The organism is Kitasatospora sp. NPDC127111 (assembly GCF_042677465.1).
Lineage (GTDB): Bacteria > Actinomycetota > Actinomycetes > Streptomycetales > Streptomycetaceae > Kitasatospora.
Window position 1 is genome coordinate 61,164 of record NZ_JBHXTG010000039.1, and the last position, 19,784, is coordinate 80,947.

At 70.7% G+C, this 19,784-nt stretch carries 16 protein-coding genes; 13 read left to right on the plus strand and 3 right to left on the minus strand.

Annotated features, from left to right (window positions below; genetic code table 11):
• Positions 1–45: 45 nt before the first annotated feature.
• The gene (serB, locus tag ACFVHB_RS23150; RefSeq protein ID WP_380325350.1) at positions 46–1,308 is read right to left on the minus strand and encodes a phosphoserine phosphatase SerB; all 1,263 of its coding nucleotides are present in this window, start codon (positions 1,306–1,308) and stop codon (positions 46–48) included.
• A gap of 301 nt (positions 1,309–1,609) precedes the next feature.
• Here serB and ACFVHB_RS23155 point away from each other — a divergent pair, with 301 nt between their 5' ends.
• The 5 genes from ACFVHB_RS23155 to ACFVHB_RS23175 all read left to right on the plus strand — a co-directional run bounded on the left by ACFVHB_RS23155 (position 1,610) and on the right by ACFVHB_RS23175 (position 9,876).
• Entirely contained in the window at positions 1,610–4,195 is a 2,586-nt protein-coding gene (locus ACFVHB_RS23155) for an FHA domain-containing protein (protein WP_380325353.1), read from the plus strand.
• Between the two features lie 160 nt (positions 4,196–4,355).
• The gene (locus tag ACFVHB_RS23160; RefSeq protein WP_380325356.1) at positions 4,356–5,492 is read left to right on the plus strand and encodes an IS30 family transposase; all 1,137 of its coding nucleotides are present in this window, start codon (positions 4,356–4,358) and stop codon (positions 5,490–5,492) included.
• A gap of 1,481 nt (positions 5,493–6,973) precedes the next feature.
• Complete coding sequence (locus ACFVHB_RS23165) at positions 6,974–7,846, plus strand: hypothetical protein (RefSeq protein WP_380325359.1); 873 nt, start codon at positions 6,974–6,976, stop codon at positions 7,844–7,846.
• A 280-nt stretch (positions 7,847–8,126) separates the two neighbouring features.
• Positions 8,127–9,224, plus strand: a complete 1,098-nt coding sequence (locus ACFVHB_RS23170; protein ID WP_380325391.1) for a GAF domain-containing sensor histidine kinase — start codon at positions 8,127–8,129, stop codon at positions 9,222–9,224.
• The gene (locus ACFVHB_RS23175; RefSeq protein WP_380325362.1) at positions 9,217–9,876 is read left to right on the plus strand and encodes a response regulator; all 660 of its coding nucleotides are present in this window, start codon (positions 9,217–9,219) and stop codon (positions 9,874–9,876) included. Before ACFVHB_RS23170 ends, ACFVHB_RS23175 begins: the two co-directional genes overlap by 8 nt.
• Before the next feature lie 59 nt (positions 9,877–9,935).
• Here the strand turns inward: ACFVHB_RS23175 and ACFVHB_RS23180 are convergent, their stop codons facing one another.
• Positions 9,936–10,730 (minus strand): hypothetical protein, encoded by a 795-nt coding sequence (locus ACFVHB_RS23180; protein ID WP_380325364.1) that lies wholly within the window; start codon positions 10,728–10,730, stop codon positions 9,936–9,938.
• A 148-nt stretch (positions 10,731–10,878) separates the two neighbouring features.
• Between ACFVHB_RS23180 and ACFVHB_RS23185 the strand changes: the two genes are divergently transcribed.
• The 7 genes from ACFVHB_RS23185 to ACFVHB_RS23215 all read left to right on the plus strand — a co-directional run bounded on the left by ACFVHB_RS23185 (position 10,879) and on the right by ACFVHB_RS23215 (position 17,073).
• Positions 10,879–11,670 (plus strand): ABC transporter ATP-binding protein, encoded by a 792-nt coding sequence (locus ACFVHB_RS23185; protein WP_380325367.1) that lies wholly within the window; start codon positions 10,879–10,881, stop codon positions 11,668–11,670.
• 140 nt (positions 11,671–11,810) lie between these two features.
• Complete coding sequence (locus ACFVHB_RS23190; protein ID WP_380325370.1) at positions 11,811–12,233, plus strand: NfeD family protein; 423 nt, start codon at positions 11,811–11,813, stop codon at positions 12,231–12,233.
• Between the two features lie 10 nt (positions 12,234–12,243).
• Entirely contained in the window at positions 12,244–13,290 is a 1,047-nt protein-coding gene (locus ACFVHB_RS23195) for an SPFH domain-containing protein (RefSeq protein WP_380325373.1), read from the plus strand.
• A 165-nt stretch (positions 13,291–13,455) separates the two neighbouring features.
• Positions 13,456–14,214, plus strand: a complete 759-nt coding sequence (locus ACFVHB_RS23200) for a sulfite exporter TauE/SafE family protein (RefSeq protein WP_380325376.1) — start codon at positions 13,456–13,458, stop codon at positions 14,212–14,214.
• 74 nt (positions 14,215–14,288) lie between these two features.
• Complete coding sequence (locus ACFVHB_RS23205) at positions 14,289–14,465, plus strand: DUF1272 domain-containing protein (RefSeq protein ID WP_360187317.1); 177 nt, start codon at positions 14,289–14,291, stop codon at positions 14,463–14,465.
• 31 nt (positions 14,466–14,496) lie between these two features.
• Positions 14,497–14,799 (plus strand): 4a-hydroxytetrahydrobiopterin dehydratase, encoded by a 303-nt coding sequence (locus tag ACFVHB_RS23210; RefSeq protein ID WP_380325379.1) that lies wholly within the window; start codon positions 14,497–14,499, stop codon positions 14,797–14,799.
• A 261-nt stretch (positions 14,800–15,060) separates the two neighbouring features.
• Positions 15,061–17,073: a PQQ-binding-like beta-propeller repeat protein gene (locus ACFVHB_RS23215; protein WP_380325382.1), complete on the plus strand. Its 2,013-nt coding sequence runs from the start codon at positions 15,061–15,063 to the stop codon at positions 17,071–17,073.
• Positions 17,074–17,132: 59 nt separating this feature from the next.
• Here ACFVHB_RS23215 and ACFVHB_RS23220 read toward each other — a convergent pair whose 3' ends face one another.
• Positions 17,133–17,660 (minus strand): HNH endonuclease, encoded by a 528-nt coding sequence (locus ACFVHB_RS23220; RefSeq protein WP_380325385.1) that lies wholly within the window; start codon positions 17,658–17,660, stop codon positions 17,133–17,135.
• A 372-nt stretch (positions 17,661–18,032) separates the two neighbouring features.
• Between ACFVHB_RS23220 and tyrS the strand changes: the two genes are divergently transcribed.
• Positions 18,033–19,304, plus strand: a complete 1,272-nt coding sequence (tyrS, locus tag ACFVHB_RS23225) for a tyrosine--tRNA ligase (protein WP_380325394.1) — start codon at positions 18,033–18,035, stop codon at positions 19,302–19,304.
• The last annotated feature ends 480 nt before the right edge of the window (positions 19,305–19,784 follow it).

The window sequence follows — 19,784 nt, forward strand, 5'->3', positions numbered from 1 at the left end:
GGGCGCGGAGGACATCCTCCCGCGCCCCTCGCGCACGTCCGGCGGCTACTCGGTCGGCGTGCCGTGCAGCGCGTCGGCCGCCTCGACCTCTTCCCGAGTGATGCCCAGCAGGTACAGCACGGTGTCCAGGAACGGCACGTTCACCGCGGTGTCCGCGGCCTCCCGCACCACCGGCTTGGCGTTGAAGGCCACGCCCAGCCCGGCCGCGTTCAGCATGTCCAGGTCGTTCGCGCCGTCACCGATCGCCACCGTCTGCTCCAGCGGCACCTTGGCCTGCTCGGCGAACCGGGCCAGCCAGCGGGCCTTGCCCGCCCGGTCGACGATCTCGCCGACCACCCGGCCGGTGAACCTGCCGTCCACCACCTCCAGGGTGTTGGCCGCCGCGTAGTCCAGCCCCAGCTGCTCCACCAGGTGGTCGGTGACCTGGGTGAACCCGCCGGAGACCACCGCGACCTGGAAGCCCAGCCGCTGCAGCGTCCGGATCAGGGTGCGCGCCCCCGGCGTGAACCGGACCTGCGCGCGCACCTTCTCCGTCACCCCGGCGTCCAGACCGGCCAGCAGCGCCACCCGGGCGCGCAGCGACTCGGCGAAGTCCAGCTCGCCGCGCATCGCCGCGGCCGTCACCTCGGCGACCTCCTCCTCGCAGCCCGCGTGGGCGGCGAACAGCTCGATCACCTCGTCCTGGATCAGGGTCGAGTCGACGTCCATCACCACCAGCCGCTTGGCCCGGCGCTCCAGGCCGGCCGCGACCACGGCGATGTCCACCCGCTGGGTGGCCGCCTCCTGGGCCAGCTCGGCACGGAGCCGGTCGGTGGCGACACCCGAGACGGCCAGCTCGACCGCGGTCACCGGGTACTTGGCGAGCCGGAAGACGCGGTCGATGTTGCCGCCCGCGTCGCTGATCCGGGAGGTGAGCGCGGAGACCGCGGAGGCGGTCAGCGGGTGGCCCAGCACGGTGACGTGCGAGCGGCCCTCGCGGCGCGGCCGGTTGTCGCCGATGCCGGAGATGATCTCGGCCTGGAGCTTCTGCTCCTCGGCCCAGCGGTGCACGGTCGAGCGCAGCTCGCCCTCGGCACCGGGCGTGCCGCCGGCCGGCGGGGTGACCAGGGCACACAGCGTTATCCGGCCACGGGTCACGACCTGCTCGATGTCGATCACGTCGACGTCGAACCGGGCCAGCGTGGCGAAGAGGCCGGCGGTGATGCCGGGGCGGTCCTTGCCGAACACCTTGACGAGCAGGGTGCGCTCGTCCTCGGTCCGGGGCAGCGGGGCGGGGAACGGCTCTGCGGCCAAGGGCGATGCGTTCATGGTGACTCCCACGCTACCCGCCGACCGGCGAGGTCACGGCACCCGTCCGCGTCCTGGACGCGACATCGTGAAGTCGGTGGGCGGGGTGCGCGCCGAGCCGGGTGACCGGACGGTTGCGCAGCGGTGACGATCAGGGTCGGCGGCGGGGCCGTCCGCGAATCGTTGCCGCCTGGTCACAGTCACCGGGGGTGACTTTCATCAACGGGTGACGGACTGGAATGATTCCCCCGTCAGATCCAGGACATCGCACCCCCGGTCGGGGGCCACAATCGGGGGACCGAGAGAGCGGGGCAGGCGCGCAGTGCCGCAACTCGTCATTGAGATCAACGGACAGCAGCGGACATTGGAGCCGGGGCAGTCCTACACCATCGGGCGCAACCCGCAGTCGGACTTCCCGTTCGACGACGCCAGGGTCTCCTGGCAGCACGCCACCATCTCCTTCAACGGGGCGGGTTGGCAGCTCGACGACCACGGGAGCACCAACGGCACCTACACCGGCGGCGCCCGCACCATGCAGGCCCAGCTGTTCCCGGGGGCCGTGGTCAACCTCGGCAACGCCGAGAACGGGCCGCGGCTGAACTTCTCCGCGCCGGCCCAGGCCGCCGCGCCGGCGCCCGCCTGGCACGAGGCCGCGACCAGCCGCAGCCACACCCCGGCGCCCCAGCCGCCCGTCCAGCAGCAGCCGGCCGCCCAGCCGTGGGCCCAGCAGCCGCCCCAGCAGCAGTGGGCCGGGCAGCCGCAGCCCCAGCAGCAGTGGGCCGGGCAGCAGCAGGGCTTCCCGCAGCAGCAGGGCCCGCAGCACGGCGGGTTCCCGCAGCAGGGCTTCCCCCAGCAGCAGGGCCCGCAGCACGACGCCGGCGGCCCGCAGCCGACGATGATCCGCAACCTGTCGGCCGGCATGAACACCGTCCGGATCGGTCGCGCCCTCGACAACGACATCGTGGTCTCCGACCTGCAGGTCTCCCGCCACCACGCCGAGCTGCGCCAGCTGCCCGACGGCCGGTACGAGATCGTCGACCTCGGCAGCCACAACGGCATCTTCCTCAACGGCCAGCGCGTCCAGCGCCAGCTGATGGGGCCGCAGGACCGCCTGACCGTCGGTCACTCCAGCTTCGTCCTGGTCGGCGACCAGCTGCAGGAGTTCGTCGACACCGGCGCCGTCTCCTTCTCCGCCCGCCACCTGACCGTCGAGGTCGAGCACAAGGGCGCCAAGAAGATCCTGCTCAACGACGTCAGCTTCGGCGTCCCGGAGAAGTCCCTGGTCGCCGTCATCGGCCCGTCCGGCTCCGGCAAGTCGACCCTGCTGCGCGCCCTCACCGGCTACCGCCCGGCCGACCGCGGCGACGTCCTGTACGACGGCCGCAACCTCTACAAGCAGTTCGCCGAACTGCGCTCGCGCATCGGCCTGGTGCCGCAGTCGGAGATCCTGCACAAGGAACTGACGGTCCGCACCGGCCTCAAGTACGCGGCCCGGCTGCGCTTCCCCGGCGACACCGAGGCCCGCGAGCGCGAGGCCCGGATCGACGAGGTGCTCTACGAGCTGCGCCTGGACAAGCGCGCCGACAACAAGATCACCGCGCTCTCCGGCGGCCAGCAGAAGCGCGTCTCCGTCGCCCTGGAGCTGCTCACCAAGCCGTCGCTGATCTTCCTGGACGAGCCCACCTCGGGCCTCGACCCGGGCATGGACCGCGAGGTCATGCAGATGCTGCGCGGCCTCGCCGACGACGGCCGCACCATCCTGGTCGTCACCCACTCGGTGGCCGAACTCGCGCTCTGCGACCGGCTGCTGGTGATGGCGCCGGGCGGCTCAGTGGCCTACTTCGGCCCGCCGGACGAGGCGCTGCACTTCTTCGGGTACGAGACCTGGGCCGACGTCTTCCAGGCCTTCGAGAACTACCCGGACCACGACTGGGCCGGCCGCTACCGCGGTTCGGTGCACTACCAGCAGTACTCCGCGCCCACCGTGGAGGCGGGCGAGGTACAGCACGTGCAGGTGGCCCAGGAGGCTGTCCGGCCGCCGAAGCCGCAGAGTTGGGGCTCCCAGCTGTGGACGCTGATGCGACGCTATATGTCCGTGCTCGCCTCGGACCGCGGCTTCCTCGCGCTGTCGGTGCTGCTGCCGGCTGTCATTGGCGTGGTAAGTGTGTTGATCCCCAACGATGCGGGTCTGGCGCGGAACCCGAAGAGCCAGCTCGGGATCAACAGCGGGGCCGCGACGATCATGCTGATCCTGGCGATCGGCGCCTGCTTCTCGGGCGCGGCCAACTCGGTCCGCGAGTTGATCAAGGAAAGGGCGATCTACGAACGGGAACGGGCCACCGGCCTGTCCCGGTCGGCGTACATGATGTCCAAGATCATCGTGCTGGGCATCTTCAGTGTGATCCAAGGCGCCATCATCTCTGCCGTCGGCTTCCTGCCTCGCAAGCTCCCCGAGCACGGCCTGATCGTCAAGAACCTGCCTATCATCGAGATGACCATCGGCATGATCCTGCTGAGCTTCGCCGCGATGATGTTCGGCCTGATGATCTCGGCCCTGGTGAAGACCGCCGAGAAGACCATGCCGCTGCTGGTGATGTTCGCCATCGTCCAGGTCGTCTTCACCGGTTGCCTCTTCCAGATTTTCAGTAAGCCCGGTCTGGAACAGGTCGCCTGGCTGATGCCGGCCCGATGGGGCACCGCAATGGTCGCCACCACAATCGACCTGTCGCACCTGCTCGGTCCGTGGAACAAGGACTTCAACAACCCCGAGTACGACCCGCTGTGGCACCCCAGCATTGGTCAGCTGCTGATCGACGCCGGCGCGCTGGTGGTGATCTCGGTCGTCCTCGGCCTCGTCATCACGCGCCTGCAGCGGCGACACGAGCCCGAGGTCATGCAGAAGGGCTGAGCTCTGCCGACCGCCGAGGGGCGGCCTTCCCGTTCTTGGGTTCTAGGAGTCGTTGCAACACCCCAGCTCAGGGGATGCATTGGACTTCGAGATCCGTAAGGACCGGACGCCTCAGGGCCCGCGGAAGCTGACCCGGGAACGAGCGGCATACTCCCGGCTCATGCAGCAGGGCTACAGCAATAAAGAGGCCTGCCGGATCGTCGGCATCGACGTCCGGACCGGCCAGAAGTGGCGTAACGGGCGCAAGCCCACAGGGACGCAGAAGACGGCTCTGCTACCGCTGCGAGCGGTAGCAGAGCCGTCTGGTCCGTCCCGGTACCTGCGCGAGGACGAGCGGATCCACATCGCCGACCGGCTGCGGGAGAAGGCCACCGTCCGCGCGATCGCCGCCGAGCTGGGCCGCAGTCCCTCCACGGTCAGCCGCGAGATCCGGCGCAACCGCCATCCGGGCAGCCACAGTTACCGGCCTCACGCCGCACAGGCCCGCGCGGACGCCCGCCGGCCCCGCCCCAAGCCGGGCAAGATCGCCCGGAACTCCGAGCTGCGGGACTTCCTCCAGCATCACCTGGACAAGCGGTGGAGCCCGGAGCAGATCTGTCAGGCTCTGCGGGACACCTTTCCCGAGCGGCCGGAGATGCACGTGGCCCACGAAACCGTCTACCAGGCCCTCTACGTCCAGGGCCGTGGTGAGCTTCGCCGCGAGCTGGCCGGAGCCCTGCGCACCGGCCGCGCCCGCCGTGTCCCCCACGGCCGGGCCGCCGCGCGCAGGCCCAGGTTCGCCCACCCGATGGTCATGATCAGCGAGCGTCCCGCCGAGGTGGAGGACCGGGCGGTTCCCGGGCACTGGGAAGGCGATCTCATCATCGGCAAGGACGGCGCCTCGGCGATCGGCACGCTGGTCGAGCGCACCACCCGCTACGTCATGCTCCTGCACCTGCCGGGCGGCCGCACCGCCGAGCAGGTGCGCGACGCCCTGGTCGCGACCGTGCGGACCCTGCCCGCTCACCTGGTGCGGTCACTGACCTGGGACCAGGGATCCGAGATGGCCGAGCACGGCCTGTTCACCCTGGCCACCGACATCCCGGTCTACTTCTGCGACCCGGCCAGTCCCTGGCAGCGCGGCTCCAACGAGAACACCAACGGCCTGCTGCGGCAGTACTTCCCCAAGGGCACCGACCTGGCCGTCCACGGCCCGGAGCACCTGGCCGCCGTCGCCGCCGAGCTCAACGGCCGCCCACGCAAAACGCTCGGCTGGGAAACCCCAGCCGAGCGTCTGCATAAACTCATCGCGGCCTAGACAACCGACCACGTGTTGCGACGACCGCTAGAAACCGCCGTTCGGGTGGGCCGCCCCTCGGGCCTTCTGGGCGGCATGGCCCCCTGCGTTGGGGACCGGAGGAAGACAGTCCAGGGGCCCATGATCACTGCCTCCGATCACCTCGAGTTCTCCAAGGGGCGGTGGCATGGTGGCACAGTTGCCCCGATGGCGGGAAAGTCACGCTCGAGCGGACGTTTGTCAGCTGCCTGTTCAGGCCAGCACGGTCTGGTCTCCGTTGCTCGGCTAACTGCGCATGCCCACGCGGCGGCTTATCGGGGGAGGAGGACCTGTTCCAGCCAGCTTCCCAGGGCGGTCAGTTGGTCTTGCCCAGACGTACGCCGTCGCCGGGCGACCGCGTCAACGCACTCAACAGGGTCTTGGCCTGGCGGACTTAGCCGCCGCACCGGCTCTTCAAAGCCTGACGCTGCGGGCTCGCAGCCTGATCGCCCCCGGGGGCTGGGATAGCTGCGACAATCCTGGCAACGTTCGTTTATGGTGCACGTGAAGCGATCTGTCATTATTGTTTGTTGATGCCCTTAACTTGCACAAAGCCGACACTTAAAGCAATTTGGTGAAAATTCAAAACAATTCCCACTTTAAGCCGGCCCTCGGGGTGCTGGCCTGATGGGTTCGCCGGTCCCTGCCGCGTGCTATGCAGACCGAAGCCATCATGATTGGCTACTGGGTAGAGATGGTCTGGGGTCGGAATACCAGGGCTTCTTGGTGCCGTGTGCAACGAGCTACTCAACCTAGAAGGCAGGGGATAATACATGCGAATCCGTTCTATTATCGGCCTATTGCTGGCTGTGGCAATGCTTGGCTTAGCAGCTGCCCCGAATGCGTCTGCCAGCTGGTACGAATCGACGCACCTGACGAACGGTGACCTCTACACTTACGTTCGGACTCAGGACGACGGAAGCGGCTACTGGGCTCTCGACGACCAGTACTATAAGACCGGAGGGAGTACCATCACGGCTCGGCTTGGCTTTAGCTATCATGGCTATGACTATGGCAGTGGGTGGTTCTCGCAGAGTCCGGGGCAGGCGCACTATGAGAGCTTCTACAACCTCGGCTTTAACGACTGCTCGGGAATAGTCGGATGGGTGCAGGCTCAGGGGCAAAACAAGCTCACCAATGTCCCGGTTGATATCTGCTAATTCGTGAGATGACTGGCCTGCTCGGGCCTAGTCGGCGCGCGTGGGCGCTCGCGTATCCTCGACTTTCAGCATCCAGCTGCTGGCTGGGCCCCAGAGGCCTTTTCTGAAATTCTCTTCCGCCCTAATTTCACGCTACTTAAAAATCGTATTGCTGTGGCTTTGATAAGATCCGGGGCGCCGCCAGGAGACCCCAACGGGGGCATCCCCTTGGGGTCTCCTGGCATTGGATTGCCGAGTGCTGCGGAGACAGTGTGCGCCTTATTTATTGGGTTCCCTAGGCCGGGAAAAGGTGGTCAAGTGTCGATGGCGATTCCGATCGACGCCCGGAAGCGATGGTTTTTGGTGGCTATTGGTGGAATAATTGCTTTCGCTGCACTTGTGCTTGTCTTCTGGCCCTCCGTTCGGTCTGATCGAGTGGGAATTGAAGGGCCGATCAATTCCTCCCAACTGGATTCTGCGAAGAGGGCGGTCCGCGAGTTCTTTGGGCCGGATATGCCGCTGGAGCGAGTGCGGCTCGCAGGCTCTACTCCGAATTCGGGTCAAGCGGTGAGGATCAGTGTAGTCACGCACGCGGGTGATCTGACGGTTTCCTGGCCAACCGGTGAGGTCGTTTCGGGTCGCCTCGGCGTCCCTGCTAGTGCAAATGTTGCGACTCCGCTGTCCGACGAAGATGCACTGGAGGCGGGAACCGAATTTGCGCGATTGCATTTTCCGTGGGCGCTTAATGGCAGTGAACCCAAGATCCATCCAGTGGGTGGAGGTGGCGACAATTCAAGGATTGTGGAGTGGCGCTCCCGCAAGGGCGGCATTCTCCTCCCAATGCGACTGGATGTAATTGTTGCGGGCGACCGGCAGGTTTCTTCCTTTGCTGCCCGCCATGTGGATATGCCGGTTCTTCCTGGCCCTGTCTTGTCGGCGGAAAGCGCGTATTCATTGGCTCTGGTTGGACATCCCGGAATGAAGATCGGCAGCAGCGAGCTGATTTCCAAGGTTGACGATTCTGGAGTCGGTCACATCTATTGGCTTATGTCGCTTGTCGCCGCAGATGTGCCCAATGAGCCGTACGCCGGCGCGACAGGCGTAGGTGATGGCAGGCCAGCGAATATGGTTGCAATTATTGATGCGGTAAATGGGTCAGTTGTTGATAGTTCAAAGCTTGCAGAATTTAGCGGATGAATTTCCTTTCGGTCCTTGCGTGCTTGAGGATTCCGGCAAGGAATAGTTGTGAGTCCTAGGTCCGCGGACCTGGGCCCCGCGCGGCCGTGGACCGACGCGGCGGCCCCGGAGGCGGCGGTAGGTTGGCGGTATGCCCGCCCCGCCCAGTGACCGCCGACCCCGCACCGGCCTGCTGCCCGTCGACCGGATACCGATCGGCCCGCCGGTCCACGACGGCCCGCTGCCCGCCTGCGACCCGTGCCTGTCCGGCATCGAGGCGGTCAGCCGGGCCCTGCTCGCGATGAGCCGCCACCTGGAGGTCCGCGAGGTGCTGCGCCGGATCACCGCCTCCGCCCGCGACCTGCTCGACGCCGAGTACGCGGCCCTCGGCGTGCCCGACGACCACGGCGGCTTCGCCCAGTTCGTCGTGGACGGCGTCACCGACGAGCAGTGGAAGGCCATCGGCCCGCTGCCCCGCCAGCACGGCGTCCTCGCCGAGATGCTGCACGAGACCGGGCCGACCCGGCTCGCCGACGTCCGCCGGGCCCCCGCGTTCGTCGGCTGGCCCGCCGCCCACCCCGAGATGGACGCCTTCCTCGGCATGCCCGTCCTCGACACCGACGCCGCCGAGGACGAACCCCAGGTCATGGGCGTCATCTTCCTCGCCAACAAGCGCGGCGGCGGCGGCTTCACCGACCACGACGAGGAACTGCTGCGGATCCTCGCCGCGCACGCCGCCCTCGCCCTCTCCAACGCCCGCCTCTACGAGCGCAGCCGCGAACTCACCCTGGCCGGCGAACGCGCCCGGATCGCCCACGACCTGCACGACGCCGTCTCGCAGAAGCTCTTCTCCCTGCGGCTCACCGCCAAGGCCGCCGCCACCCTCGTCGACCGCGACCCGGACCGCGCCCGCGCCGAACTCGCCGAGGTCGCCCGGCTCGCCGCCGAGGCCGCCGACGAACTGCGCGCCGTCGTGGTCGAACTGCGCCCCGCCGCCCTGGAGGAGGACGGTCTCAGCGCCACCCTGGCCTCCCAGGTGCAGGTCCTCGACCGCGCCCACACCGCCGACGTCGCCTTCACCGCCGACGGCGTCCGCGCCCTGCCGCCCACCCAGGAGGCCGCGCTGCTGCGGGTCGCCCAGGAGGCCCTGCACAACGCGCTGCGCCACTCCGGCGCCCGGCGCGTCACCGTCACCCTGGCCGGCACGCCCGCGCGCGGCGCCGTCCTGCGGATCCGCGACGACGGCCGGGGCTTCGACCCGGAGTCCGTCCGCCGGGCCGGCCGCCACCTCGGCCTGGCCTCGATGCGCGACCGCGCCGCCGCCGTCGGCGGCTCGCTCACCCTGGACTCGGCCCCCGGCGCGGGGACGCTCGTCGAGATGGAGGTCCCCGGTGCCTGACAGCACGCCGGCAATCCGCGTCCTGCTGGTCGACGACCACCAGGTGGTCCGCCGCGGCCTGCGCACCTTCCTGGAGGTGCAGGACGACATCGAGGTGGTCGGCGAGGCCGCCGACGGCGCGGAGGGCGTCGAGCGGGCCCGCGAGCTCGACCCCGACGTCGTCCTGATGGACCTCAAGATGCCCGGCACGGACGGCATCGAGGCCCTGCGCACGCTCAAGGGCGAGGGCAGCCGGGCCCGGATCCTGATCGTCACCAGCTTCACCGAGCACCGCACGATGGTCCCCGCGCTGCGGGCCGGCGCCGCCGGGTACGTGTACAAGGACGTCGACCCGGAGGCGCTGGCCGGCGCGATCCGCTCGGTGCACGCGGGCCACGTGCTGCTCCAGCCCGAGCTGGCCGAGGCGCTGCTCGCCGACGACGGCCCGCGCCCGCCGCAGGGCCGCGGCGGCACCCTGACCGAGCGCGAGCGCGAGGTCCTCGGCCACATCGCGGACGGCCGCTCCAACCGGGAGATCGCCCGCAGCCTGCACCTGTCCGAGAAGACGGTGAAGACGCACGTCTCCAACATCCTGATGAAGCTGGACCTCGCCGACCGGACCCAGGCCGCGCTCTGGGCCGTCCGCAACGGCCAGGCCCGCGACGAGGAGTAGCGCCGGTCTGCGGACCGGGCCAGGACGTGATCCACGGGGCACGCCCCGGCCGCCGCCCGCTACCGCTCGTCCACCAGGGCGTTGTACGCCGCGACCTGGGCGCGCCGGGCGGTGCGGCGCAGGGGGTCCAGGACGGACCGGCGGGCCGCCATCTCGGAGGCGCTGACCGCGGCGCCGTGGCTGTCGGCGGCGATCGCGAGCAGCGCGCCGACCTGCCGCGCCGACTCCAGCACCCGCACGGCCCGCGGCGGGTACCCGGGGGCGAGCAGCTCGACGTGCCCGCGCCGGCGGAACGCGTCCAGCGCGCGCAGCGCCTCCGGACCGGCCCCGGCCACGTCGAGGCGGGTCAGCAGCAGGGTGGCCTCGCGCAGGCCGTCCGACAGCTCGCGCTCGGCCTCGTGCAGCGAGGGCACGTCGGCCGGCGGGGCGTCGTTCACCTCGGAGCAGCGCCAGAGCACCGTCGCCGAGCGGTCCCCGGCCGGGCCGAACACCTCGACCTCCGGGACCAGCCCGAGCGGCACCCCGACGGCCAGCACCGCCTCGCCCGCGCCCATCGCGAGCTCGTTGAAGGCCGGCGGACCGGTCAGCCCGAGCGGGTGCCCGGCGCTCGGCAGGGCCAGCCGCAGGCCCTTCACGCCGAGCACCCGGAGTCGCCCGAGCGCCCAGGTGAGCCCGTGCTGCTCGCCCGGCGCGTCCCCGGGCAGGCCGGTCACCCGGTGGCTCTCGTCGTCCCCGAGGACGGCCGCGGCGGCGTTGTCGGGCGGCACCAGGCCGGCCAGCAGGGCGTTGCCCCAGGCGGTCAGCCGCCCCGAACGGGGTTCTTCGTACGGATTGTCGGCAGGAGTCGCGAGCATCCGGCCAGCCTACGGAATCGGCGGTCATCCGGGTGGCGTAGGTTTGCCCATGCGTGTGCGGCGCACCCACCCCGTGCCACCCGGCCGCCGGGGTAGGCTGCCCGCCCGCACCGACGGCCGTGATTTCTGTATTGGGGAAGGCGTAGGCATGAGCGACGTGCTGGAGCTGGTGGACGTATCCGTGGTCCGGGAGGAGCGCGCGCTGGTCGACCAGGTCTCGTGGTCCATCTCCGAGGGCGAGCGCTGGGTGATCCTCGGCCCCAACGGCGCCGGCAAGACCACCCTGCTGCAGATCGCCTCCACGTACCTGTTCCCGACCTCCGGCAAGGTGTCCGTGCTGGGCGAGAAGCTCGGCGAGATCGACGTCTTCGAGCTGCGCTCCCGGATCGGCCTGGCCGGCGCCGCGATGTTCGACAAGCTGCCCGCCGAGCAGACCGTGCTGCAGACGGTGCTCACCGCCGCGTACGGCATGACGGTGAGCTGGCAGGAGCAGTACGAGCAGTCCGACGAGGCCCGCGCGCTCGTCCTGCTGGACCGGCTCGGCATGGCGGGCCTGACCACCCGCAAGTTCGGCACCCTCTCCGAGGGCGAGAAGAAGCGCACCCTGATCGCGCGCGCCCTGATGACCGACCCCGAGCTGCTGCTGCTGGACGAGCCGGCCGCCGGCCTCGACCTCGGCGGCCGCGAGGACCTGGTCCGCCGCCTCGGCGCGCTGGCCCAGGACGAGTTCGCGCCGGCCATCGCCATGGTCACCCACCACGTCGAGGAGATCGCGCCGGGCTTCACCCACGTCCTGATGATCCGTCAGGGCAAGGTGCTCACCGCCGGTCCGATCGACACCGAGCTGACGGCGCGCAACCTGTCCAAGTGCTTCGGCCTGCCGCTCACCCTGGAGCGCCACGGCGACCGCTGGTCGGCGCAGGGCCTGCCGCTGGGCTGAGCCCGGTCCGGCCGAGCCGTTCCGGCCGCCGCCGCCCTGAACTCGCTGAACTGGAGCCGGTCGCGCACGCGACCGGTTTCCGCCCCTCCACCTGCGGGAACTGACCGCCTCGAAGGCCCTTCGCTCCCTAGGATGGACACGTGGACAGCTGGATCTGGTGGCTCCTGGCCGCCGTCGGCCTCGGCATACCGCTGGTGATCACCGCGATGCCGGAGCTGGCCATGTTCGCGGTCGGCGCGCTCGCCGCCGCCGGCGTCGCCGGGCTGGGCGCCGGGGCGGTCTGGCAGGTCCTGACCTTCGTCGCCGTCTCGGTCGGGCTGCTGGTCGTGGTCCGGCCGATCGCCTACCGGCAGCTGAGGAAGGGTCCGCAGATCAAGATGGGCATCGAGGCGCTCAAGGGCGCCACCGCGGTCGTCGCGGAACAGGTCGACGGGGAGGGCGGGCGGATCAAGCTCAACGGCGAGATCTGGTCGGCCCGCGCGCTCAACCCCGGCAGCGTGTACGAGCCGGGGCAGCAGGTCGACGTCGTCGAAATCCAGGGCGCGACCGCCCTGGTCGTCTAGGGGAGAGTCCGTGGAACCCGTCCTTATCGTCCTGGTCGTCCTGGTCGTGGTGGCATTCATCGCGCTGATCAAGACGATTCAGGTCATCCCGCAGGCCAGCGCCGCGATCGTGGAGCGCTTCGGCCGCTACACCCGGACGCTCAACGCCGGCCTGAACATCGTCGTCCCGTTCATCGACCGCGTGCGCAACCGGATCGACCTGCGCGAGCAGGTCGTGCCCTTCCCGCCGCAGCCGGTGATCACCCAGGACAACCTGGTCGTCAACATCGACACGGTCATCTACTACCAGGTGACCGACCCGCGCGCCGCCACCTACGAGGTCGCCAGCTACATCCAGGCCATCGAGCAGCTCACCGTCACCACGCTGCGCAACATCATCGGCTCGATGGACCTCGAGTCCACCCTGACCTCCCGCGAGGTCATCAACGCCGGCCTGCGCGGCGTGCTGGACGAGGCCACCGGCAAGTGGGGCATCCGGGTCAACCGCGTCGAGCTGAAGGCGATCGAGCCGCCCACCTCCATCCAGGACTCGATGGAGAAGCAGATGCGCGCCGACCGGGACAAGCGCGCCGCGATCCTCACCGCCGAGGGCCAGCGCCAGGCGCAGATCCTCAAGGCCGAGGGTGAGAAGCAGGCCGAGGTGCTCAAGGCCGAGGGTGAGGCCCAGGCCGCGGTGCTGCGTGCCGACGGTGAGGCGGCCGCCATCCGGACCGTCTTCGAGGCGATCCACGACGGCGACGCCGACCAGAAGCTGCTCGCCTACCAGTACCTGCAGACCCTCCCCGAGCTGGCCAAGGGCGACTCCAACAAGCTGTGGATCATCCCGAGCGAGGTCGGCGACGCGCTCAAGGGCCTTGGCGGCGCCTTCACCGGCCTGACCGGCAACGGCGGCGTGAACGGCGGCGCGGTCGCGGCCCCCAGCGCGGCGGCTCCGGCGGCCACCCAGGTCCCGCTCGACCCGTCGGCCGGTCCGCGCCCGCTGGACACCGACACCAAGGGCGCCGCCCGGCCCCGGGTCGACCCCGCGCGCGAGTACCGGAAGATCGACCCCGAGTAGGCCGACCACGCGCCACCGAGGGCCCGCCCCCTACCTCATGGGGGCGGGCCCCCGGGCGTTCTCGGGGAAGGTGTGGTGTACGTCCCGAATCGTGGGCGGCCCTGGTAGGCCAGGCCCGCCGTCCGGCATGATCGCCTCGGACAGGACCGAGACGAGAGGTGGCCCATGACGCTCTGGGAGGCGATCGCCGTCCTGGTGGCGGGCGTCGGAGCCGGGATGATCAATGTGATCGTCGGCTCCGGAACCCTGATCACGTTCCCCGTCCTGCTCGCCGTCGGCATCCCGCCGGTCACCGCCAACGTCTCCAACTCCTTCGGCCTGGTGCCCGGTTCGCTCAGCGGCGTGATCGGCTACCGGCGCGAGCTGGCCGACCAGGGCCGCCGGCTGCTGCGCCTCGGCACGGCCTCGCTGCTCGGCGGCCTGGTCGGCGCGGTGCTGCTGATCGAACTGCCCAGTGCCGCCTTCGACGCGATCGTCCCGGTGCTGATCCTGCTCGCCCTCGTCCTGGTCGTGATCCAGCCGCGGGTGGCCAAGGCCGTCGCCGCCCGCCGCAAGCCCGGGGGAGACCCGGACGGCGGCGCGACGCTGCTCGCCGGCGTCTTCCTGACCGGCATCTACGGCGGCTACTTCGGCGCCGCCCAGGGCGTCCTGCTGCTGGCCCTGATGGGCATGCTCCTCCAGGAGGAACTGCAGCGGATCAACGCCGTGAAGAACGCCCTGGCGATGATCGTCAACGGTGTCGCCGCCGTGTTCTTCCTCTTCACCTCGACCGTCGACTGGGCGGCCGCCGGCCTGATCGCGGTCGGCTCGCTCTGCGGCGGCCTGCTCGGCGCCAAGGTCGGCCGCAAGCTGCCGCCGCCGGCGCTGCGCGGAGTGATCGTGGTGGTCGGCCTGGCCGCCGTCACCAAGCTGCTCCTCAGCTGATCCGGCGTCATCTGCGCCGCGCCCCCGGCGTCCGGGACCGTACCCGGACGCACCCTGCTCCCGGAAGGATCCCCATGGCCCTGGAAATGCGCGAGATCTGCGAGCGCTGCGAGGTGTCGCTGACCGCGGACGGCCCCGCCTTCCTATGCTCCTACGAGTGCACCTTCTGCCCGGACTGCACCGAGACCATGGCCGCCACCTGCCCCAACTGCGGGGGCGAGCTGGTGCCCCGTCCGCGCCGGAAGGTCTGACCCCTCACCCCCGACCCAGCGGAGCGGACCGATGAGCAGCAGAGCACGCCTGACCGAGGACCAGATCACGGCGGCCCTGGCCGACCTGCCGGAGTGGACCCGGGAGGGCGAGGGCACCATCGTCCGCACCGCCGACGCCCGGGACTTCCCGGCGGCGATCCGGGTGGTCGTCGCGGTCGCCGAGCAGGCCGAGGCGCTGGACCACCACCCCGACATCGACATCCGCTGGCGCACCCTGCGCTTCGCCCTCTCCACCCACAGCGCGGGCGGTCTCACGGACCTCGACTTCACCCTGGCCGCCCGGATCGACGCCGCCCTGAGCGCCGAGTCGTAGCGAGTCCGAGCGCCGAACGGCGCGAGCGCCGAGTGCCGCTACGCGCCGGGTCCGCCGGAGCGGGCAGGACCGGGCGATCGCCGAGCCCCGGAGCTCCGAGCCCCTGAGCTCGGAGCCCCTGAGCTCCGAGTGCCGGGCCCCGAGCGCCGAACCGCCGGAGCGCCGTGCGCGTCGTAGACGGAAGGGGGCGCTCCGGAAGCGCCTCCGTGCGGCGTGAGATGCTGACTGCCGCACTGCTGGCGGTCGGGAGGGACGGAACGGATGGCTCAGGATCCCCTCGGCGACGCCCCGCAGCAGCCCTGGTACCCGCAGCAGGAATGGCAGTCCGGGTACCCGCAGCAGTGGCCGGAGGCGGCCCAGGCCCAGGGGGGCACCGGGTACGCCGACGCCCCGTACGGGACCAGCTCGTACGGGACGGCCGGGTACGCGGAGACCGGCTACGGGGAGACCGGCTACGCGGAGACCGGCTACGCGGAGACCGGCTACGGGGAGACCGGCTACGGCCAGGGCGGGTACACCGGGGGCGACCACGCCGGGACGGGCTACGGCGAGAACGGCTACGGCGGGGCCGGCTACGGCCAGACCGGTTACGGGGACGGCCGGTACCAGCCGCATCACCAGTACACCGGCTACGAGCAGCAGCAGTACGCCCCGTACGCCGTGCCGCAGCAGCCGGCCGGTGGGGAGCTGTACGCCCCGGCGGGCGCCGAGTACTCCGCCGACGGCTACGTCCACTGGGAGCCCGAGCCCGAGCCCGAGTCCGAGAGCGGTCCCGGGCCCGGGCACGGGTCCGAGCCCGAGGCCGGGCCCGCGCCGGCGGCGGCCGCCGCCGCGGCGGAAGCGTCCGGCCGTCGGCCGGCCGGACGCCGGGACGGCGACAGCGCCGACGACCGCGGCACCGCCGCGCGGGCCGGGCTCGCGGCCAAGGCCCGGGCCGCCGCCGACGCCGTGGTCTCCGCCGAGCACGCGCCGAGCCGCCGGGCCCTGACGATCCGGGCCGGCGCCGGCGTCGCCGCCCTCGGCGTCCTGGTGGCGGCCGGCCTGATGGTCGCGGCCGAGGGCGGCGGCAGCGCCTCCGCCGACAGCGCCGGCGCCGAGCCCGGCTTCGCCGTCGCCCACACCAAGGCCTGGTCCGCCCAGCCCGCCGCCGCCATCCAGCCGGGCGCCGACGACACCCTGGTCGGCAGCTGGCTGCTGACCGACATGGTGGTGCGTGCCGACGCCTCCGGCGTCCACGCCTACGACCGCGCCGACGGGAAGCCGGCCTGGTCGGTGGAACCGCCGGCCGCGGGAGCCGTCCCCTGCGGCCTCTCGCCGAGCGTGAACGGGGCCGGCCTGGGGGCCGCCCTGTTCCGCGCCGCGGCCGACCCGAAGGCCCCGTGCACCCTGGTCGCGGCCGTCGACGCGAAGACCGGCAAGACCGCGTGGACCAAGACCCTCTCCGAGTCGAAGGGCTCCTACAGCGCCCACGTCGGCGTCACCGACGACAAGGTGATCGCCGTCGGCGACGACCGCGCCGTCGCCTGGGAGTCCGCCGACGGCAAGGACGTCTGGCAGTACACCGGACAGGGCAAGTTCTGCACCCTCTCCGGCGGCGTCGCCGGCAAGACCGTGATGGTCGCCAGCACCTGCGCCGACTCCACCCCCGTCGACCAGGCCGTCTCGCTCAACACCGCCGACGGCAAGGTCGCCTGGTGGCGCGGCCTGAACAACCAGCCGAAGACCGTCACCGTGCTCTCCGCCGAACCGTCCGTCGTCCTCACCACCGGCGAGAAGCCAGGCGACGACAAGGTCTTCGCCTGGGGCGCGACCGGCGACCCGGCGGCCGAGATCCCGGTCACGGCGGGCGAGGGCCGGCTGGACGTCGCCCACGGCACCTTTTCGGCCACGCCCGGTGTCTTCTTCCAGGACCGGACCATGGTCACCACGCTGGTCCCGGCGAGCGGCGGCGGCGCGGTCTCCGTCGTCGGCTACGACCTGGACACCGGCCAGCAGCGCTGGAAGGCCGCCGCCACCGAGAAGGGCGTCGTCCGGGCGGTCGGCGTCGACGGCGGCGGACTGGTGCTCGCCGCCGACGAACGCCTCGACCAGCCGGCCCACCTCAGCCGCTTCGCCCTGGCGAGCGGCCAGGAGTCGGTCGGCGGCAACTTCCCCCAGGGCACCGGCTCGCTCCTGGTCTCCGGCCGGATCCTGATCGGCGGTGGCCAGGTCGTCGCGGTGCCCGAGCACGCGGCGACCTTCGGAACGGCCTCCGGGTACCAGGCGAAGGGCTGAGGCGGGGGCCCGGGCTCCGGTCCCCTGCTCGGAGTCCCGGCCCGGGGCCCCGGCCCCGGCTAGGCCGCGGAGGGGGCCAGCGCGCCCGCCGGCAGCCACTCGGCCAGCTCCCGGACGTCCGAGCCGCGCAGACCCAGCGCCATCATCAGCGTGGCCTGCGGCGTCGGCACGAACGGCTTGCGCAGCAGCTTCATCCCGGCCTGCTCGGGCGTCCGGTCGGCCTTGCGCTGGTTGTCCTCGGCACAGGCGGCCACGGTGTTCAGCCAGCTGTCGGCGCCACCGCGCGACCGCGGCTGCAGGTGATCCACCGTGGTGGCCCGGCGCCCGCAGTAGGCGCACAGGTGCTGGTCCCGGACCAGCACGCCACGCCGCGACCACGGAGCCTGTTGTCGGAACGGCACCCGTACGTACCGTTGGAGTCTGATCACCCGCGGCACCGGGAGGGTCACACCGGTTCCCCGGACCGTTCGCAGTGGATGAGCCTGTTCCACGACGGCCTTGTCCTGGAGCACCAGGACGACGGCGCGCTGGAGCGACACCGTCGTCAGGGGCTCGTAGCTTGCGTTGAGAACCAGCGTGCTGCGCACCTCGGCCCACCCTTCCACGGGCGTGCCGCGGCGGCACGACCGTCTCCACACACGTCACTGCCGCCGCACGGCGGTGGGACCACTCTGAAGGGGCCCGGGGCCGACGAACAACGGAATTTCCGGTGTCGGACGAGGACGGGCCGGACGGCGGAGGCCGCGGTGGAGCGGGCAACGGCGCGCTCCGGGCAGGCGCCGGGAACAGACCGGGAACAGACCTGGCGCGCGCCCGGCACGCATGCTCCATCCCTACTCGGCGAAAACCCGCTGGCCGGGACCGCGTAGGCTCTACCACGCTGGAGTCGTTCCGCACCCGGGGCCCGGCCGAACCGGGTCCGCACCGGGCGGACGCCCGACCGAAGGAGAAGCGTGACCGTGACGGACATCGTCGACGAGCTGCGGTGGCGTGGGCTGATCGCCCTGTCCACCGACGAGGACGCACTGCGCAAGGCGTTCGCGGACGGCCCGGTCACGTTCTATTGCGGCTTCGACCCGACGGCCCCCAGCCTGCACCTCGGCAACCTGGTGCAGATCCTCACCATGCGCCGCATCCAGCAGGCGGGGAACCTCCCGCTCGGCCTGGTCGGCGGTGCCACCGGCCTGATCGGCGACCCGAAGCCCACCGCCGAGCGCGTCCTGAACGACCCCGAGACGGTGGCCGGCTGGGTCGAGCGCCTGCGCGGCCAGATCTCGCGCTTCCTCGACTTCGAGGGCCCGTACGCGGCGCGCATGGTCAACAACCTGGACTGGACCTCCGGGATGTCGGCCATCAGCCTGCTGCGCGACGTCGGCAAGTACTTCCGCGTCAACAACATGATCGCCAAGGAGGCCGTCGCCCGGCGGCTCAACTCCGACGCGGGCATCAGCTACACCGAGTTCAGCTACCAGATCCTCCAGGGCATGGACTTCCTGGAGCTGAACCGCCGCTACGGCTGCACCCTGCAGACCGGCGGCAGCGACCAGTGGGGCAACCTCACCGCCGGCACGGACCTGATCCGCAAGGCCGACGGCAAGTCGGTCCACGCGGTGGCCACGCCGCTGATCGTCAAGGCCGACGGCACCAAGTTCGGCAAGACGGAGTCCGGCACGGTCTGGCTCGACCCCGAGCTGACCACCCCGTACGCCTTCTACCAGTTCTGGCTGAACGCGGACGACCGGGACGTCTCCAACTTCCTGCGGATCTTCAGCTTCCGCTCGAAGGAGGAGATCGAGGAGCTGGAGCGCGAGACCACCGAGCGCCCGGCCGCCCGCCTGGCCCAGCGCGCCCTCGCCGAGGAGCTGACCACGCTGGTGCACGGCGCCGACCAGTACGAGCGCGCGGTCGCCGCGTCCAAGGCGCTGTTCGGCCAGGGCGACCTCGCCGACCTGGAGGCCCCGACCCTGGCCGCCGCGCTCGCCGAGGTCCCCAAGGCCGAGGTCGCCGAGCTCCAGCCGGTGGTCGACCTGCTGGTCGCCGTCGGCCTGGCGCCCAGCCGCTCCGCCGCCCGCCGGACGATCAAGGAGGGTGGTGCCTACCTCAACAACGTCAAGGTGACGGACGAGGAGGCCGTGCCCACCGAGGCCGACCTGCTGCACGGCCGCTGGCTGGTCCTGCGCCGCGGCAAGCGCAACCTGGCCGCGGCCGAGCTGGTGCCGGCCACGGCATGACCGAAACCCGACGCCGCTGAGCTGCGGCTTCGAGCATCGAGGGCGGGATCCAGCCGGATCCCGCCCTCGACGTTTGACGATGACGTGCAGGTGGCCTAGTGTTGAACGAGTCGCTGAAGCGGCCACCTCACTCGGCAAGTCCCCCTCTCACCTCGTCGCCCATTGGTTTGGGTCGGTTGGCGTTCCCGTCAACCCGGGTGAGCGGGAATTTCGGGTAACACTCGGAATACGCTAATGTGAAGGCCGTCGCGAAAAGCGGCCCCGGCCAGTTCGGGAAATCGGATGAATGAAACTCCGGAAAACGGGGCGGAAAACGTCTGGTAAGCTGGAAACACGAAAGAACGAAGCGCCCGGAGGGCCCGCTGGAAGGCGGTCCGAAGGAAGTGTCCGTTCCTTGAGAACTCAACAGCGTGCCAAAAGTCAACGCCAGATATGTTGACATCCCCGGCCTCGGTCGTTTGATCGGGGTTGGAGATTCCT

Coding starts and splice junctions, on each gene's coding strand:
- ACFVHB_RS23170 (WP_380325391.1), top strand. CDS start 8,127: ATGAGCCGCCACCTGGAGGTCCGCGAGGTGCTGCGCCGGATCACCGCC.
- ACFVHB_RS23200 (WP_380325376.1), top strand. CDS start 13,456: ATGACGCTCTGGGAGGCGATCGCCGTCCTGGTGGCGGGCGTCGGAGCC.
- ACFVHB_RS23180 (WP_380325364.1), bottom strand. CDS start 10,730: ATGCTCGCGACTCCTGCCGACAATCCGTACGAAGAACCCCGTTCGGGG.
- ACFVHB_RS23185 (WP_380325367.1), top strand. CDS start 10,879: ATGAGCGACGTGCTGGAGCTGGTGGACGTATCCGTGGTCCGGGAGGAG.
- ACFVHB_RS23205 (WP_360187317.1), top strand. CDS start 14,289: ATGGCCCTGGAAATGCGCGAGATCTGCGAGCGCTGCGAGGTGTCGCTG.
- ACFVHB_RS23210 (WP_380325379.1), top strand. CDS start 14,497: ATGAGCAGCAGAGCACGCCTGACCGAGGACCAGATCACGGCGGCCCTG.
- ACFVHB_RS23160 (WP_380325356.1), top strand. CDS start 4,356: ATGCAGCAGGGCTACAGCAATAAAGAGGCCTGCCGGATCGTCGGCATC.
- serB (WP_380325350.1), bottom strand. CDS start 1,308: ATGAACGCATCGCCCTTGGCCGCAGAGCCGTTCCCCGCCCCGCTGCCC.
- ACFVHB_RS23215 (WP_380325382.1), top strand. CDS start 15,061: ATGGCTCAGGATCCCCTCGGCGACGCCCCGCAGCAGCCCTGGTACCCG.
- ACFVHB_RS23165 (WP_380325359.1), top strand. CDS start 6,974: ATGGCGATTCCGATCGACGCCCGGAAGCGATGGTTTTTGGTGGCTATT.